The 16,786-nt window shown below is 39.0% G+C and carries 16 protein-coding genes and 2 pseudogenes; 14 read left to right on the forward strand and 4 right to left on the reverse strand.

The window, feature by feature from the left end:
* The first annotated feature begins 11 nt into the window (after positions 1 to 11).
* From IW510_RS15895 to IW510_RS15940, 10 genes are read left to right on the forward strand one after another with little or no spacing between them, the layout of a single operon-like run.
* Complete coding sequence (locus IW510_RS15895; RefSeq protein ID WP_202061315.1) at positions 12 to 584, forward strand: major tail protein; 573 nt, start codon at positions 12 to 14, stop codon at positions 582 to 584.
* Between the two features lie 2 nt (positions 585 to 586).
* On the forward strand, positions 587 to 1,081 hold the full coding sequence (locus IW510_RS15900) for a hypothetical protein (RefSeq protein WP_202061316.1): 495 nt from the start codon (positions 587 to 589) through the stop codon (positions 1,079 to 1,081).
* A gap of 8 nt (positions 1,082 to 1,089) precedes the next feature.
* Positions 1,090 to 1,299 (forward strand): hypothetical protein, encoded by a 210-nt coding sequence (locus IW510_RS15905; RefSeq protein WP_202061317.1) that lies wholly within the window; start codon positions 1,090 to 1,092, stop codon positions 1,297 to 1,299.
* Positions 1,300 to 1,313: 14 nt separating this feature from the next.
* The gene (locus IW510_RS15910) at positions 1,314 to 3,782 is read left to right on the forward strand and encodes a phage tail tape measure protein (RefSeq protein ID WP_202061319.1); all 2,469 of its coding nucleotides are present in this window, start codon (positions 1,314 to 1,316) and stop codon (positions 3,780 to 3,782) included.
* Positions 3,782 to 4,540: a phage tail protein gene (locus tag IW510_RS15915; protein ID WP_202061321.1), complete on the forward strand. Its 759-nt coding sequence runs from the start codon at positions 3,782 to 3,784 to the stop codon at positions 4,538 to 4,540. The genes IW510_RS15910 and IW510_RS15915 overlap by 1 nt, the downstream gene beginning before the upstream one ends.
* A complete protein-coding gene (locus IW510_RS15920) occupies positions 4,537 to 7,149 on the forward strand; it encodes a phage tail spike protein (RefSeq protein ID WP_202061323.1) in 2,613 nt (870 codons plus the stop codon). Before IW510_RS15915 ends, IW510_RS15920 begins: the two co-directional genes overlap by 4 nt.
* Before the next feature lie 22 nt (positions 7,150 to 7,171).
* Positions 7,172 to 8,785: a BppU family phage baseplate upper protein gene (locus tag IW510_RS15925; protein ID WP_202061325.1), complete on the forward strand. Its 1,614-nt coding sequence runs from the start codon at positions 7,172 to 7,174 to the stop codon at positions 8,783 to 8,785.
* Between the two features lie 15 nt (positions 8,786 to 8,800).
* A complete protein-coding gene (locus tag IW510_RS15930; RefSeq protein WP_202061327.1) occupies positions 8,801 to 9,331 on the forward strand; it encodes a hypothetical protein in 531 nt (176 codons plus the stop codon).
* Positions 9,332 to 9,355: 24 nt separating this feature from the next.
* Positions 9,356 to 9,760, forward strand: coding sequence for a phage holin family protein (locus tag IW510_RS15935; RefSeq protein WP_202061329.1), 405 nt, complete (start codon positions 9,356 to 9,358; stop codon positions 9,758 to 9,760).
* On the forward strand, positions 9,757 to 10,521 hold the full coding sequence (locus IW510_RS15940) for a peptidoglycan recognition protein family protein (protein WP_236674776.1): 765 nt from the start codon (positions 9,757 to 9,759) through the stop codon (positions 10,519 to 10,521). Before IW510_RS15935 ends, IW510_RS15940 begins: the two co-directional genes overlap by 4 nt.
* A 248-nt stretch (positions 10,522 to 10,769) precedes the next feature.
* On the opposite strand, the gene IW510_RS15945 is transcribed toward IW510_RS15940, so the two are convergent.
* Together IW510_RS15945 and IW510_RS15950 are read right to left on the reverse strand one after the other, a co-directional pair.
* Positions 10,770 to 11,003, reverse strand: a complete 234-nt coding sequence (locus IW510_RS15945; protein ID WP_202061331.1) for a hypothetical protein — start codon at positions 11,001 to 11,003, stop codon at positions 10,770 to 10,772.
* Between the two features lie 139 nt (positions 11,004 to 11,142).
* Complete coding sequence (locus tag IW510_RS15950) at positions 11,143 to 11,322, reverse strand: hypothetical protein (RefSeq protein ID WP_202061333.1); 180 nt, start codon at positions 11,320 to 11,322, stop codon at positions 11,143 to 11,145.
* 150 nt (positions 11,323 to 11,472) lie between these two features.
* Between IW510_RS15950 and IW510_RS15955 the strand changes: the two genes are divergently transcribed.
* Together IW510_RS15955 and IW510_RS15960 are read left to right on the forward strand one after the other, a co-directional pair.
* Positions 11,473 to 11,694, forward strand: a complete 222-nt coding sequence (locus IW510_RS15955) for a hypothetical protein (protein ID WP_202061335.1) — start codon at positions 11,473 to 11,475, stop codon at positions 11,692 to 11,694.
* 192 nt (positions 11,695 to 11,886) lie between these two features.
* Positions 11,887 to 12,192: pseudogene (locus IW510_RS15960) on the forward strand (peptide-methionine (S)-S-oxide reductase); the annotation flags it as partial.
* A gap of 23 nt (positions 12,193 to 12,215) precedes the next feature.
* Here IW510_RS15960 and IW510_RS15965 read toward each other — a convergent pair.
* The gene (locus IW510_RS15965; protein ID WP_202061337.1) at positions 12,216 to 12,653 is read right to left on the reverse strand and encodes a MerR family transcriptional regulator; all 438 of its coding nucleotides are present in this window, start codon (positions 12,651 to 12,653) and stop codon (positions 12,216 to 12,218) included.
* Positions 12,654 to 12,945: 292 nt separating this feature from the next.
* Here IW510_RS15965 and IW510_RS15970 point away from each other — a divergent pair, with 292 nt between their 5' ends.
* Complete coding sequence (locus tag IW510_RS15970) at positions 12,946 to 13,980, forward strand: SDR family oxidoreductase (RefSeq protein WP_202061338.1); 1,035 nt, start codon at positions 12,946 to 12,948, stop codon at positions 13,978 to 13,980.
* Positions 13,981 to 14,286: 306 nt separating this feature from the next.
* Positions 14,287 to 16,611, forward strand: a complete 2,325-nt coding sequence (locus IW510_RS15975) for a hypothetical protein (RefSeq protein WP_202061339.1) — start codon at positions 14,287 to 14,289, stop codon at positions 16,609 to 16,611.
* A 100-nt stretch (positions 16,612 to 16,711) separates the two neighbouring features.
* Here the strand turns inward: IW510_RS15975 and IW510_RS21655 are convergent.
* A pseudogene (locus tag IW510_RS21655) lies at positions 16,712 to 16,786 on the reverse strand (IS200/IS605 family transposase); the annotation flags it as partial.

A 16,786-nucleotide genomic window follows, 5' to 3' on the forward strand; every position in this document is an offset into this window, starting at 1 on the left:
AGGAAAAAGGAATGAGCGAAAATAAAGTAACTTTCGGGTTAGAAAATTGTCATTACGCCCCAGCAACAATTTTACCGGATGGAACAATGACATACGAAGAGCCGATACCGTTTCCCGGCGCGGTTGATTTAACACTAGATGTAAATGGTGACTTAATAGAATTTGAGGCGGACAACATTGTTTACTATACTTCAGCTGACAATAAAGGCTATACAGGGAAATTAAATATGGCGTTGATCCATGATCATTTTCTAGTTAGTTGTTTAGGTGAAGAACTGGATACGGAGGATGGCGTACAAACAGAGCGCTCAAATGCTTTAACAAAGCCGTTCGCGCTTATGTTTCAATTTGAAGGTGATAAAAACGCTGTTCGTCATGTCATGTATCATTGTTCGGCAAACCGTCCATCTATCGGAAGTGCTACTGGTAAGAATCCAAATACTAGTGAGCTGGATTTTAATGCTACACCTCGGCCAATTGATAAAGCAGTAAAAACTAAAACGACCGGAACAACGAAGCCGGAAATTTATGATAATTGGTTTAGTGCTGTTTATGAGAAAGCTCAGAAAGCGCCGGGGGCTTAAGTATGGAAAAAACAATTTATGTTGATGATCGCCCCATCCGATTAAGAACCAGCGCGGCAATGTCGATCGTTTATAAAAATCAATTTGGCAGTGACTATTTCGCTGACTTGATGAAGTTAGCAAAAGTTTTTGATGTTCCCGAAGATGAAGAAAGAAAAGGGGAATTGAGGCTTCTATCTGTTCAGTTGCTCAAAGAGAAAGCGGCCAAGCTAAATATATCAAAACATTCAAAGATGAATAAGGGCGAATTAGTCAAAGCGATTCTTAACGCTGAAAAACCACAAGACTTTGATTTGCAAAAACTTTCATTTGAGTATCTAAATAATTTAGATTTGATGGTTATTTTTAATATTTTGTGGACAATGGCAAAGATGGCAGACAGAAACATTCCGGAGCCTTTCACTTGGCTGGATGATTTTGAGGCAATGCCGATCGAGATTATTTTGCCGGAAATCAAGGAACTTTTAGAAAGTAGCATTAGAACAAGAAAAAAGTAAATGACGAAATGAGTTCAAGCGATGAAGTATTAACCGTGGATTCATTTCTTTTTATTTGCAAAGAAATAGGGCTGTCTTTTGCAGAACTAGAAATCATGGATATAGGGCAATGTCTTGATTATGTACAGCAGTGGATCGATGAAAAAACAGCGGAAATAAATCCGGCTGGTACTCCTTCAGTGAGAAAAGCCGGTCAGACAGATTTCGATAGCTTTTAAAGGTAGGTGAGAAAATGGCTGGAAAAAAAATCAATGGTATAACGATTGCTTTGGATGCAGACACTAAAGGCGTAACGAGTGGCCTGAAAGATATTACGACCCGATCCACGAAAGTGTCAGCAGAATTGAAACAGGTTGAACGTCTTCTGAAATTGAACCCAAATAGTACGGAGCTTTTAGCCCAAAAGCAGCAGCTACTAAGCGAACAAGTAGCAACTACTAGCGATAAACTGAAAGCATTGAAGGGGGCGCAAGATGATGTAACAGCTGCATATCAAAACGGCGACATTGGAGCGGAACAATATCGAGCATTTCAGCGTGAACTAGTTACCACAGAAGGCGCGTTGGAAGGCTATAAAAATCAATTGCAGAATATGCAAGGTGAACAGGATAAACTAGGACAAAACACTAGCCGTCTTGATTCCCTTTTCCAAGCTACCGGATCATCTATTGAAGATTATCAGGATGTTTTGGGATCACGTCTTGTAAATGCAATAAAAAACGGTACAGCAAGTTCAGATGATTTGGAAGTAGCGATAAACAAAATAGGTAAGAGCGCGCTTGGAAGTGAAGTAGATATTGGCGCAATGAAAGAAGCGTTAGATAAAGTAGATGATGGCGGTTCTATCGAAAGCGTACGAACAGAATTAGAAGGGTTGTCAACTACAGCAGATACTACAGGAGAAGCCCTAAACAATATGGGGGATGGGATTGCATCTGGAAATTTAATGGATGCAGCAGATAAACTTTCAGCGGTTGGCGATAAGTTGAAAGAGTTTGCCGGGAAAGCACAAGACGCGTTCCGAGAGGTAGACGAAGGTGCTGACATTATCATCACTAAAACCGGAGCGAGCGCTGAGGCTATAGACAGCATGTCCGAAACTTATAAAAATATTACCAATAATTTACCAGTTGATTCTTTTGCAGATGTCGGGTCGGCAGTTGGTGAAATGAACACCCAATTTGGGTTCATGGATGATCAGCTACAGGATTCAACAGAATATCTTTTGAAGTTCGCAAACATCAATGAAGCAGATGTTAGCCAATCAGCTATTAATGCAAAACAGGCAATAGAAGCATATAAGCTGGAAAGTGGTGATTTTGGGTCAGTATTGGATTCTGTTACACAAACGGCACAAGCAACAGGCCAGTCAGTAGATAATTTATTTGATAAGACTATAAAAGGGGGACCACAATTAAAAGCATTGGGTCTATCTTTTGGTGAAAGTACCGCTTTGATGGGAAAATTTGAACAATCAGGGATTGATAGCGGAAAAATGCTGTCATACTTATCTAAAGCACGTGCTGTGTATGCAAAGGACAATAAAACTTTAATTGAAGGGCTAGAAGAAACAAGCCATAAAATGAATAATGCTACAAATGAAACAGAAGCGTTTAAAATTGCTACTGAAGTATTCGGTCAAAAAGGTGCTGGCGTGATGGATGATGCCTTAAAACGTGGTGCCCTGAATTTCGATGGTTTATCAGAAGCAGCGGCGAATGCAAATGGACTTGTCGGGCAAACTTTTGACGATACACTGGACCCAATCGACCGCCAACAAGTAGCAATGCAGAACGTAACAAACATTATGGCGGAATTCGGTGGAATGATTGCGGAAGTAGTAGCGCCAATTTTAGATACATTGATGCCGATCATTCAGCAATTTGCAGACTGGTTTACCAACATACCCGGGCCAGTAAAACAATTTATTGTTATTTTAGGGGGATTAATTGTGCTTATCACTTCCTTAGCGCCGATAATTACGGCAGTGATGGCGATAATTACCGCCGGACTTGGCGGAGCAATATTACCAATGATAGCCGGAGTTATAGGAGTTGCAGCAGCTATTACGGCCGCAATTGCCATTTTCCAGAATTGGGGAGCAATTTCTGATTGGCTAGGTGAAAAATGGGAATCATTTGGTTCGTTTATGGGAGAATTTTGGAACGGCTTGAAGGATGGAGCCGGGAATGCCATTGGTGGTATTGCTGACTATTTCACCCAAAAAATGAATAATATCACTGATGGTATTAATGACAAAATAGGGGTAATCAGAGATTTGTTTTCAAAACTTAAGCTAAAGTTTCCGGATATTCAATTGCCTAAATTGCCGTCGTTTGGTTTAAAAATGAGTACAAAGAAAATTTTCGGTAAGGAGATTTCTTACCCATCGGGCTTAGATGTTAAATGGTTTGCTAAAGGTGGTATTTTAACCAAGCCAACTATTTTCGGCAAGGCTGGGGGGCAGCTGCTAGGTGGAGGCGAGGCCGGACAGGAAGCAATCGCGCCACTTGATAAGTTAATGGGATATATCAGAACGGCAGTGTCAGAAGCTAATGGAGGTGGTGACGAAATCCATTTACACTTGAGTGCATTTGGGAGTTTGCCTAAATCTGTTATGGATGAAATGGCCGAATATTTAGTCTACAAGTTTACAGATATCAAGAAACAGAAAAGTCCTTATGATTCGGGGTGGGTGTGATGCATGAAGTAATGCAAGAAGGAACATTTCTTTTTAATGATCAACATAGCGAAGAAATAGGCTGCTATATTAGGGAACGCCGCAAAAAGATTAAGGGAAAAAGAATCGTAGAAATGAAAGAGGTACACGGAAAAAATAAACTTGTTCCGATTGATAAAGGGTATTACACAAATTCTACTCTTTCATTATCCTGTTTTTGCTTGGTTCCATCTTATGATGATTTATATTTTATTGAAAATGAGGTATCAGCATTTTTAGACACTGCCGGGGAATATGTTTCATTTACGCCGTTTTATGATCCTCACTATATTTATGAAGTGATCAACAATAACGAAATTAGTTTTGAAGGAACACGGGGGAGTAAGCTCGCTGTTCCTTTTTCTTTTGAACTGTCAGTTGCACCTTTTAAATATCGTAAGACTGGTTTAGACCCTCAAACTTTTTTTGAAGCATTTGAACTAGAAAATCCGGAAAAATATTATTCAGAACCTTATATGAAAATATATGGATATGGTGATATTACTGTTTATGTGAATGGTGTGCCGTTTGTATTAACGGCCGTAGATCAATTTATAGAGATAGACAGTGATTCAGATATCTTAGAAGTATATAAAGAATCGGATGGTGTGATTACAAACCAGAATCATAAAATGGTTTCTGCTGACTTTCCTTTCTTTTCGCCGGGCTGGAATGTAGTGGAATGGAAAGGGAACGTGGAAAAAATAGAATTGAAAGGTAGGTGGCGAGCGAGAGCATGATACCAATTTTATATGAGCCAAAAGAATCAAGTTTTAATCATAATGGGTTAGGTAAATTAGCTGACTGTATCAGCTGTTATGTTGATGAAGAAAGAAACGGACAAAATGAAGTAATTCTAACATTTCCAATTACTACTAAAAAAAGTGAGTTTCTACAAGAGAACGGCTATCAAATAAAGGCAAAAGCAAACGATTTAGATGAAGCGAATGTTTATGTGATATATAAACACGATCAAGATATGTCTACAGGCATTTTGACGGTTCGAGGAATAAGCCGGGCAGTATCAAAGCTCAAAGGCCGCTCAATTAAGCGGTTGACTATTGAAAGCAAAAACGGAGCGCAAGCCATGCACATGGTACGCGCTGCCATGGATAGAGATACAGATATCGAATTCTATTCAGATGTTGCTACAATATCAAGTACAGAATTTGAAATCACGAATCCGCTCAATTGTATAGGTGGATCACAAGGTTCTTTATTACAGAATTGGGGCGGCGAAATTAAACATGAGCCGTTTAAAATCTCGTTACTGAAGAACCGTGGTAGAGAAAATGTTACGACAATCCGTTACGGGAAAAATCTAGCTGGATTAAGTATTGAAACAGATTTTGACAGCTTATTAACAAGAATCTTTCCATATGCTGATTTACAGAACAGCGAGGGAGAAACGGAACGAATATGGGGAACCCAAGTAGACAGTCAATATATTAATAATTATGACGATATACGAACGGACCTTATTCAATTTACAGAAGAACAAGGCGTAACAGATTTAGCTACGTTAAATAAAGTAGCAAGTAAATATTTTACTTCCTTAAATCCGGGAATAGATTTACCTAAATGCACAATTAAAGCAAATATATCTCAAATTCAAGAATCTGGAAGGACAGAGAAATTTAAGGATTTAAGGAAAATCGGTTTATGTGATACGGTGACTGTTTATTATAAGCGCTTTGATATAAAGATCACTGCGAAAGTAAACAAAATCCGGTATAACAGCTTATTGGAGCAAGTAGAAGAATTTTCGGCTGGCAGTGAACAATATACCTTTTTTCAAGCTCAAAACAATCAAATTACTGAGACGTTGAAGCAAATTCCGAGTAAGCAATATGCTAGCTCATTTATCGAAGTTGTTACACAAATAATATCTGGAAACGATGGCGGGAATGTCGTTTGGTGGCCGAAGAACCGACCAACTGATTTATTTTTTATTGATACAGATGATTTGGAAACAGCTAAACGAGTGCTGAGAATCAATAAATCAGGTATTGGATTCTCGTCAAATGGCTGGAAGCCTGAAAATTTTGATACTGCTTGGACGATGGATGGGAAATTTGTGGCTGATTATATTCAACTAGGTACATTAATGGGTATTTTAATCAAAGGTTGTGAGTTTCAAACTATAAGTGACCGGGCGATGATACGTATAAAGGACGGTAGAATCGACTTCATCAATAAAGAAGATGGTGGAACATTCGGAACAATAACACCTGCTTTCCAAAGTGGAACTGATGGGTTAATGATTGGAATAGATGAAGGTGATTTTCTTAGTATAGGGATGAACCCAAGTAGTTCAGCTAGTTCACCACCAATTATCGAAATTCCAAAGGAAAGTACACATAGCAAACCGATATTAAACCTGAGAGGCGAAATAAATATCACTGGAAAACTAACCGTAAATGGGAATAATGTTACTGGTGGTGGGTCCGGTGGAGGAGTAATACCACCAGAGCTAACAACCGAGCAAGAGAAAAATGCTTGGCAAATTTGGCAGTTCTTCAAAGCGAAAGGATGGACGGAAGAGGCCATTGCCGGGATGCTTGGTAATATGCAAAGTGAATCAGGAATCATGCCCGACATTGACGAGATATCGGGTGGTGGCGGCTATGGTTTAGTCCAGTGGACACCTAAGAGCAAGTTGGTTAATTGGTGTAATGAAAAAGGATTAGACTACCGCACACTTGATGCACAATGTCAAAGAATCCAATGGGAAGTAGAAAATAATGTTCAGTGGTTTGCGAATCCGCAGCGACCAGATTTGACAGACATTTCTTTCGTTCAGTTCACTAAATTAACAGACGTAAAATTAGCTGCTGATTACTTTATAGCATTCTATGAACATCCAGCCGACCCATTCCAGCCGATCAGACAGACACAAGCCCAATACTGGTATGACAAGCTGAAAAACTTAAGCAGTGGTACAGACGGTTGGCAGAATCCAGTGAGATCAGCGTACACGGTAACCCAAGAATGGGATGACCCCGATTATTGGAGCGGTGGAGCGGTGGGAATCCATGGAGGAATCGACCTAGCTTCTGCTGGTGGTGCTAAAGTGCCTATTTTCGCCGCGTACGCTGGAACAGTTATCACTCGAACAACTGATAGCGTTGGTGGTAATTATATTGTGATTGATCATGGTAACAGCTATTGGTCCTATTACGGACACCTTGACAGCTTCAATGTATCGCAAGGTCAAACAGTCACGAATGCTGATCAAATTGGAATTATGGGATCAACCGGAGGGTCAACGGGTGTTCATTTACATTTCGAGGTCTGGAAGGGATCACAGTGGAACCGAATAAATCCACGTGATGTTATTAGTTTTTAAATAGAAGAAAGGAGGAAAATAATTGACAATATATAAAATGAATCTAAGCACTACCGAGCCAAATAATAGTGTCGGTATTATCAAAGTTCGGCAATACGACAGCGAAACACAAATATTTGAAGCTACAATAACTGAGAACAGCAAACCTGTTGATTTAACTGGCTTGACTGTTCTTTTTTGTGTTCGAGCAAGTCCAGTCACAGGCTTAGGGCTATCTGAACAACTTGTAACAGATATCGATTTCGAAAATGGAATAGTACGCCATACGCTGACAGATTATGATATGCAAAATGTCGGACTAAATAAAGCATACTTTGCATTCAGAACAACAGAAGATAAGGTTGTACGTTTCAAACATCAATTTTCTACAAAAGACTTTCCTTATACTGTTATGCCTAGCATCTTTTCTGAGGGGATAAAAGATAGTAACTACATTTGGACATTCGAAGAAATTCTAAGGTACTTTCAAGAGTGGGTTCAGGAGTCAATGAAAACTTATGATGATTGGTACATCGCAGCACAAGAAGAACTCGAAAGAATTATTGCTGAATTTAATTCTTGGATAGCAGCAAACCAAGATATTTATGATGAATGGATTTCAGATCAGAAAGCTGATTTCATGGACTGGCTACTAGGAAATAAAAGTGATTTTACAGATTGGTTTGAATCCATTCGCGATATTTTAGATGAAGATGTCGCTGGCAACTTGCAGAATCAATTCGATAAGATTAATGCAAATACGGAACTTATCGAAATTGAACATGATGCTAAGAGTTATCCAGCTTTACGAGCGCTATATTGGGAATATGGAATGGCAACTGTACCACTTGGATATGAACTAACAGGGCTGGGCGGAGGCAACGTTCACACCGTCAACTCTTCTGTTGAATACCTTGATAGGTCATCGCTGAAGGTGAGTGTACCACGCTACTACAAACTTGTGAATCCTAAAGTTATTGTGTTGAAGAATGCCGTGAGGTTGATATCTGATCACCGTGTGTTGCAGATTGAGTTTGACAGTAATGTGAATCCAAGCATTAATTTATCTCTTACTGCTGATTTTAAGGGTAAGGTATATGGAAGCGTAGTAGAAAATTCTCATATTGCGAAAATGGTTACATCTCAAACATTACAGAATCCAAATGCATCAACATTTTATGAGCTGAGTCAAGCGCGTGTGGATGGCTTGAAAGAGTTGAACGACGGTAAATTATATACGGTTACAAACTCGACAAATAAGAACATGCTGCAAGTAGAAAAAAAATGGAATGTTGTGGAAGCAATTGACAGGAAATATCCTGAGTTGTTCAAAAATATAGGTGCCATTACTCTAAATGAGAAAGTGGTTGCTACACGTAAGTTTTCTACGATTGTTTCGAATACATGGGGATTTGGTTCAGCAGCTAACAGCTCAAATATCACAATCGCATATGGAAATGGCTCAGCTTGGGAAGGCTTCATCAGTGAATCAAGTTCTACAGTAAAACAGATTTCACTACCTATTCCAGCAAGTTGTATTCAGGATGATGGGTGTATTCATGTTTTGGCTCACGCTGATGCAGCAAACGAAACAACTGTTAGTGCGTTGAGTGTTGATTATACAAACTTAGAAATTCAGTTCAAATACACAGTTTAAAAAGGAGGGAAACAAATGCATAAATTTGTAAAAGGTGATTCAGATTATCACGAATTATTGAATGATAATTTTGATGAATTAGACGGTAATCTCGAAACAAGCAGCAATCAACTTACTGCTGCCTTAAAAGTTGTCACAGATGATTTAACGAACTACGCGAAAAAGACAGAGGTTAAAGCAGACATCGAAGCAGCAACCACAAAAGTCTATCAGAAAACAGCTGTTGGTTTGGGATATGGTGTTACCGCCACACTCACACGGATTGGAAATATCGTGAATCTTAGCATCAATTCGAATCAAACATCTAGTCGTCCGGATGGCAGAGCTAATCTAACTGAGATGATTCCGGCAGGGTTTCGACCTACCAGCTCACAAACGGTTGATGCTCATGCTTATGTTGCGGACAATCTGAACGCAGATAGATACATGTTAATGTTCTTTTACAGCAACGGCAGTATAAGCAGCTTATCAAAGAATATGACAAGCGCGCCTTTGACCATCGCGCTTGCAGCAACATGGTTGACGTCAGATGTAATACCGACATAAAAAAGAAAAATAGGAGAGTGTCACATGGAAAAATATTTCAATTCAATTAGTATGGTTTTTGGGCTGATCGGCGGTGTTGCGGTCAGCTTTTTAGGTGGAATGGATACTATCTTACATGTCATTATGTTTTTAGTAGTAGCCGACTATCTGACGGGAATTGCGAAGGGAATCAAATTGAAAAACTTATCAAGTGCTATTGGATTTGTAGGACTGATGAAAAAGGTGATGATTTTTGTAGTAATCGCAGTCGCAGTTGAGCTTGAAAAGTTAACTGGTAATAGTATTCCTTTACGGGAGGTTGTTATCATGTTCTATATTGCAAACGAGGGGATTTCATTATTGGAAAATATTTCCGAGTTCTTGCCTTTGCCGGAGAAACTCAAACAATATTTTCTTCAAATCAGAGATAGTGTAGAGGAGGATGAATGATGGTTAAAATTATTAATAATTCCGTCTGTCGAGGAGTTGCCGGGGCAAGAGCTTCAGCAACTCCCTCCGGTGTTGTCATTCATAATACAGCTGATAACGCTACAGCAAAGCAGCACATGAACCGTTTAGCAGGAATGTCGGTAGCACAATTGGCAGCTGGATTTGCGCATTATTTCATTGATGAAACAACTGTAGTTCGTACTGAAGATACATTCAATTGCGCATGGCACACTGCAAATGCTAACGGAAATACAAATTTTGTCGGTTATGAGGTTTGCCGTTCTACAGGCGATGAAGCAACATTTTTACAAGCAGAACAGAATACCTTCAAGCAAATTGCAGAAGATATGTTGTTTTGGGGGATGAAGCCAAGCAGAGCAACTGTAATGCTTCATAAAGAGTTTTCTGCTACAGCCTGTCCGCATCGTTCGTGGGAACTTCACGGGAAGGCAACAAATGCTGTCAAAGACTATTTTATTAGTCAAATCAGTAAATACATGACTGGCAATAACACATCAAACAGCAATGATGAAACATCAAATAAAACACAAATTCAGGAGGATGATGAAACGATGGTACTAATTCACGCAGCAGGAGCTATTCACAAATATGAAGCTGGGAAATTGACAACATTGGCAAATAATAAAGAGGTTGATGTTATTCGAGATATTTATAAAGCAAAACATAAAGGTGAAGAAATTCCAGTATTGAAGAAAGATGAAGCTTGGTTGAAACTAGCTAAAGCAATTTCTAAACGGTAAATACTTTATCGTTGAATTTTTTATGATAAAAGATAAACTAAAATTATGAAGAGGGAAACTTCATAACTATCTCGTTAGTCGTCTCTCCGGAGGCGGCTTTTTTGTTTACATTTTTTCATCAAAAAAGCAAAGTGTTAACGTGGTACTATGCTGGTTAATCCTATTTTGAAAAAAGTGGCAAAATTTAAAAATAGAAGGTTGCAAACAAAAGAGGGCACTTCTAATTAAAGAAGTGTCCATCAATTTTATTATTTTCGTACTGTAACAATATAAAACGTATGTCCAGTTGATCGCTGATGAGTCATACCTGCATTTTGTGCGGCAGTCTTGGTGCTGTAGTGAACGCTAGAATGTCCCTTGTTACAAGACCAATAATAGCTATAAGATGCAGCTTCATACTGTTTAGCAAGAGAGAATAAACCAATACCAGTGAACAATACAGCAACCATTACAATTGCTATGCAATAAGCTTTCTTTTTCATAAAATACCTCCTTCCATTGATACTGAACATTATATATTACTGTCAAAAAGTAATCAATATTCGGTATTATCATAAATAGAATGGAGAGCTAGCCATAATAAAGATATCAGGTTTGACTTTCGCCTAACGAGTTTTCGTATTAGACCAATTTTTCATTTTCTGATTGATTATTTGACAATTTTTCTTCTAAAGAAGTGGCTTCTTCAAAGATGATTTTACTAAAATTAATAATATCTTCTTCTGTCTGCTTAGTTCTCATCAACAGCTCTGAATAGCCTTTGATTATTGTGAGTGAAGATATTAATTCTGAATCTTCCATCTGTGTCCCTCTTTTCGTAATGATATATGACCTATTTTAACTAGGTTATCAGTTTTTTTGGTATTTTCAAAGCTTTTTTTGTTTAATTGTAAAAAAAGTTGATATAAAATTATATTTAGTCTACAATATATTTCAAGGAGGTGTTTATATATGAAAAAGAAGGTTAAAGTAATAGCAGCATTGCTTCTATTCGTCTTGGGTTTATGCGTTCTTGTTCCTCAAAAAGGGGAAGCCGCTTCATACCGATACTATTGGAGATGTAATCAAGGTCATTATTCTTCTCCCACGGCTAGTTATGCAACAGCGAGCAACGGGGGATACCAACATCAAAGAGCTACAGGACACGGCTATTCAGTTCTTGTTCAACCCTAATATCAATGATTTAATCCACTTCATTCATGGAGTGGATTTTCTTTTTTAAAAGCCATTTTAACAATTAAAATGAATACCCTTTGAATACCCTTTTAAGGATATCCAAAGCATTTGACTTCTTCGGAAAACTAGGGAAATACTTATATAACGGCATTTTTCTAATAACTTCCATTGTCTGCAACTTTAATTATAGATGCTTTTGGGCAGTTTCAGGATCGAGGTAGTCAATACCGTCCAATCATTTTTGTACAGGATGAACACCAAAAGAAAATTGCTGAGAAGTCAAAGAGACAGCTGATTGAGTCGGGGAAATATAAGCAGCCGATTGTAACCGAAATTCAAGCTGCAAAGACATTCTGGCCCGCTGAAAATTATCATCAACAGTTTTATAAAAAGCAGCCGAAGAGGTACAAGCGAATAAAACGTGCACGTCAGCAGCTTTTGGTTTATCAAAATTTAAAAAGAAGGATTCAAATGGGAATAAATGGGCAGGAATAAAATTCTACATGTTTTTTCCATAGTTAGTCTATAAAGGGATTTACTAAAGCGTGCTGTTCCTTTTCCTGGCTAGAAAACTGTCGTTGAGCACTGATGATTTCAACCGCATTGGGTGCTGTATAAACATCAAGTTTGTGGTCGATTTCTTTTAGGTTATTTTCTAAGTTGCTTATTTCTTGAAGGACGTTTTTCCGATGCTGTGAAAGCAACTGTTCACGCGCTGAGATTGTTGAGGTTCCCTCCATGCAATAGGAGATATAGGTACGAATATCCTTGATAGCCATTCCTGTATTTTTTAAGCAGCAAATTGTATGGATGAAACCAAGGTCAGAATCAGTAAATTCTCGGTAGCCGGATTTATTTTTTGAGACAAATGGCAGTAAGCCTTGCTTGTCATAATAGCGTAAGGTGTAAATCGACAGATCGAATAGTTCAGAAACTTCTTTTATCGTATAAGTCATCTTTTTTCTCCTTTTTTGAATAAAACTCTTTCCCTCGACTATACTCTAGGGTTTAAACTGATGTAAATCCTGTAAAAGAGTTCAGTCCATATTAAGCTAATAGTCCTATTTCACTGCATTAGTGAGTGGAACGGCATATGTAGCTACAATCTTATGAATTGCTATATTTCGGTTAAACATTGCTCTTAAATGAAAGCAATGGCATCGTTGTGTATGCTTAATTCTTTAGCAGGATTGATATAACTATAAAGTAAAGAGTGACTTTTTACAATGAATAGAGGAGGAAATAATCATGCAAAATAATGTTTTAGTTACTGGTGGAACTGGTTTTGTCGGAATGCAAATCGTTCTTCAATTGTTAAAAAAGGGCTACAAGGTCAAAACAACTGTCCGTTCGCTAAAAAGTAAAGAGAGAGTTATCGAGGTGCTGAAGAGTCATGGTGTTTCAATGATTGAAAATCTGTCGTTTGCCAAAGCGGATTTGTCGAAGGATGATGGCTGGGATGCTGCCATGGAGGGATGTGATTATGTATTGAGTGTCGCTTCTCCTGTCTTTTTCGATATTCCCGAAGATGAAAATGAAGTGATCCGTCCTGCTGTAGAAGGGATTATTCGAATTTTGAAGGCGGCAAATCGAAGCGGTGTGAAGCGAGTTGTGATGACATCGAATTTTGGTGCAGTAGGTTTCAGTAAGAAAAAAGGAGCGCAAGTAATCACCACTGAAGAGGACTGGACCGATGAAAATGAACCGGGATTATCTGTTTATGAAAAATCAAAGCTATTGGCTGAAAAAGCAGCATGGTCATATATTGAAACAGAAGGAAAACAATTAGAGTTTGCGACGGTAAACCCTGTGGCAATCTTCGGCCCGTCCTTGAATAATCACGTGTCCGGAAGCTTTGAACTGCTTACAAATCTCTTGAATGGTTCAACAAAGCGAATCGCCGATATTCCGTTGAACATTGTTGACGTGCGAGATGTAGCAGAGCTGCATATTCGAGCAATGGTTACACCGGAAGCAAAGGGACAACGGTTTATTGCTAGTGCCGATGGACAAATATCCATGGTGGAGATTGCACAATTGATTCGAAGAGAACGCCCGGAACTTGCTGACAAAATTCCGACACGAAAGCTGCCGAATATCTTGATTGAAGCTGGTGCAATGGTTAATCAACATGCGAGAGAAGGAAAGTTGTTTTTAGATATGAATCGTAATGTCAGTAATGAGAAGGCGAAGAAAATATTAGGCTGGCAACCTCTTTCGACACAAGAACAGGCAACATTGGCTGCGGTAGACAGTTTAGTGAAGTACGGGCTAATCGAGTGATTTCGGTTTAAGTTTGGAGACTTTTCTTTATAGTACGACAAGATGTTTATTTCTGCCCCAGACACTTGCTATTTTTATACGGCTATTCTTTTATACTATCAGTTAGGAGTTATATCCAAGTGCAATGAGACACCCTCAATAAAAATGATTTTTTCTGTTTGCACTATAGGTGATAGTTAGTTGCTTCATATTAGAAAAAGACAACACCGATTTTGTGTGGAAATTTTATAAAACTAGTTGGAAAAACATAATTATTTCTCTCTACCATATTGTACTATGGGTACAAAAGCAGTGGGAGTGGATAATATGGACATTAAAAATAAAATATTTACTCTGAATGTAACGGAGCAGGGAACGCTAAATGTGCTTCATTTGAATACTGATCCATATCGTATGAATTGGGTAATAGCTGAAGACTATTTAGATGAGGTAGATTATTACAGCAAAGACAAGCTGTTTGGCAATTTTATCATAAAAGTGGAGGACAAAATTTACAATAGTGCTTATATAAAGCCGGAAATAGAAAAAGGAGAAGAACAGCTGACGGTTCGCTATACCTTTAACGAATTTCAGCTGATTCAAGTGTTTGATCTATCTGTTGAGGAGGCTTTCAACTGGTCGATTTCATTTACCAACAAAAGAAAAATTCCGTTAAAGCTTCAGGATTTTTCTGTGTGGATTCCTTTTAGTTATATCATGTTCAGAGATACTTCGATTCGACGGAATGTGCATCAGTCGGCGGCTGTTTTCCCGTCACTTTCCCCGAACTTTTCGAAGCTTGCTGTAATGAGGCGAAGCAGTGAAGACAGTAGCCTAGGCATGTATCAGTTGGCTGGAGAACTGTTGTCAGTCGGCAGCTATTGTGAATTTCAAAATAAGTTTTTTGAAGATATATCGCCATCACTGGATGGATTAATTTATCATAAATTGATTCTTTCCGGTAAAAATACATCCAACGACAAAGATTGGGTCTATCCTGGAAAAGAGCTGGTTGTTGAAGCCGGTGCAACAACCACTTGGCGGTATCAAATTGCTGAAATCAAGGATCAACAGGATTTTATCGACAAGGGGCAGCAGCTGGGGCATCCTAAAATTTCTTATCCGGCCATGGTCCCTGTTGGGGAAACCATTGAAATAGTCATCGATGGCGCAACCGTGGAAGAGGCCGTGATGGAATGGGGCGAAGAGGGACGGCTGCGTGCAAAAAAATTGTGTATTACTGCCGGACATTTTGTATCCGGAGAAGTAGAATGCTGCGGCGAACACCGTCTGACCTTTATATTAGCTAATGGAAAAAGCGACCAAATAATCATCAATGTGATGGAGTCCATCCGTGAGCTAGTGGAGAACAGAGTGGCGTATCTTTGTCACACTTCCTATGGCGTCGAAGAACAGTATGCATTTTCACCACTTTCCAACCAAGGAGAATCGTTGGGTAAGCTTTCCCTTATTCTTAAGAAAAATCTGTTGGCGGAACCAAAGGCAGATGAAATTCAGAAGGTTGAAAAAAGCATCAATCACTATGTGTTAAATAAATGGTTTGTAAAAGGCGATTTCAAAAAGCCAAGAAATTTGTATGGCTCATTCTATCGAGTGATGGATTTTGAGTACCTCGGGCATGTACTTTATCTCCTCTCGCAGTTTCCTAATCAGCTGCTTAAGGAACAGAAGAGAGACACCTATTTGGAATGGGCGGCCAAAGTGGTTGAGCTTAGAATCAATCCGGAATGCCATGACAGCTTGAGAGCGAAAGAAGAATCAGAAATGCTGGGTGTCTTTTTCTTGTATATCAATGAGCTGATTGAGCAGTTGGAACAACGAAATATTGGCAATTATGAAAAGCTGAAAAGCTTGTGGGAAAATAACTTGTTTGAAATTTTGGAAGATAATGCCAGTCTAAAAGCTGTAACCACAGAGCACTATTTCGATAATGCCGGATTTGGACCGGCTGCCGCTGCGTTGGCAAATGCCGGTTATACCAAAAGCTGTCTTCAATATGGAAAGCTGCTGCTGGCAAATGTCGGTTTCAGTAATGACTTCCGTTCACAGAATCCTGATCGATGGTGGGAGGCGTTATCCTACATGATTCACTCCTTATGGGGAGGGATTACTGCCGCTGCTGCTTTAGACATTTTTCATGCAGTAAAGGACCCTAAATATCTTGAAGCAAGCTACCGTGCATTTGTTGGTGTCTTATACTGTTATGATTCCCATTCGACAACGACAAGAAAAATTGAAGTGGGCGAGGCGGTTTCTACCTATGCAGTGACAAGCCCCCACGACAATCGCGGAGATTTATCGCGGAATCGCTTTGGACAGGAGACCTTTGCGAAGGATGGTGGAATATTTGCTCAGATTTTTGATGAGCATGCGCAGCAGACCAGTGATTGGGATATGGGAGAAGAGCTGGTTGCTTATCTTGATCGATTTGGTCAGAATGCTTATGTTTATTATGATGAAGCACAGGGCTTAAGGGTAGTGAATGGTAAGGTACAAAAAGCTGGAACCGAAATATTGGTTAAGAGCTACGCACCCTATCCAAAAAATATTTATTTCTTGAATGAAGGCAGCCTGGATCGTTTGGAAGGTGATGGGCAAGAAGCAATAGTACCAAGAAAACTGATGGGCTGAAGTAAAGATAAATAGTAGTGAAGTAAGTAATTATCCACCCGCATAGCGGGTGGCTTTTTAAGAGACCGCCAACCGCTATCTCTCTATTTTTTTCTAGTATTTATTTGCTAAATGGATCTTTATACTCTCTTTTACTTATACTATCTCTTACACGATCTTCTGCTTCTTGTTCTCG

It is taken from the genome of Enterococcus sp. BWR-S5 (genome assembly GCF_016745255.1).
In the GTDB taxonomy this organism is placed as follows: domain Bacteria; phylum Bacillota; class Bacilli; order Lactobacillales; family Enterococcaceae; genus Enterococcus_L.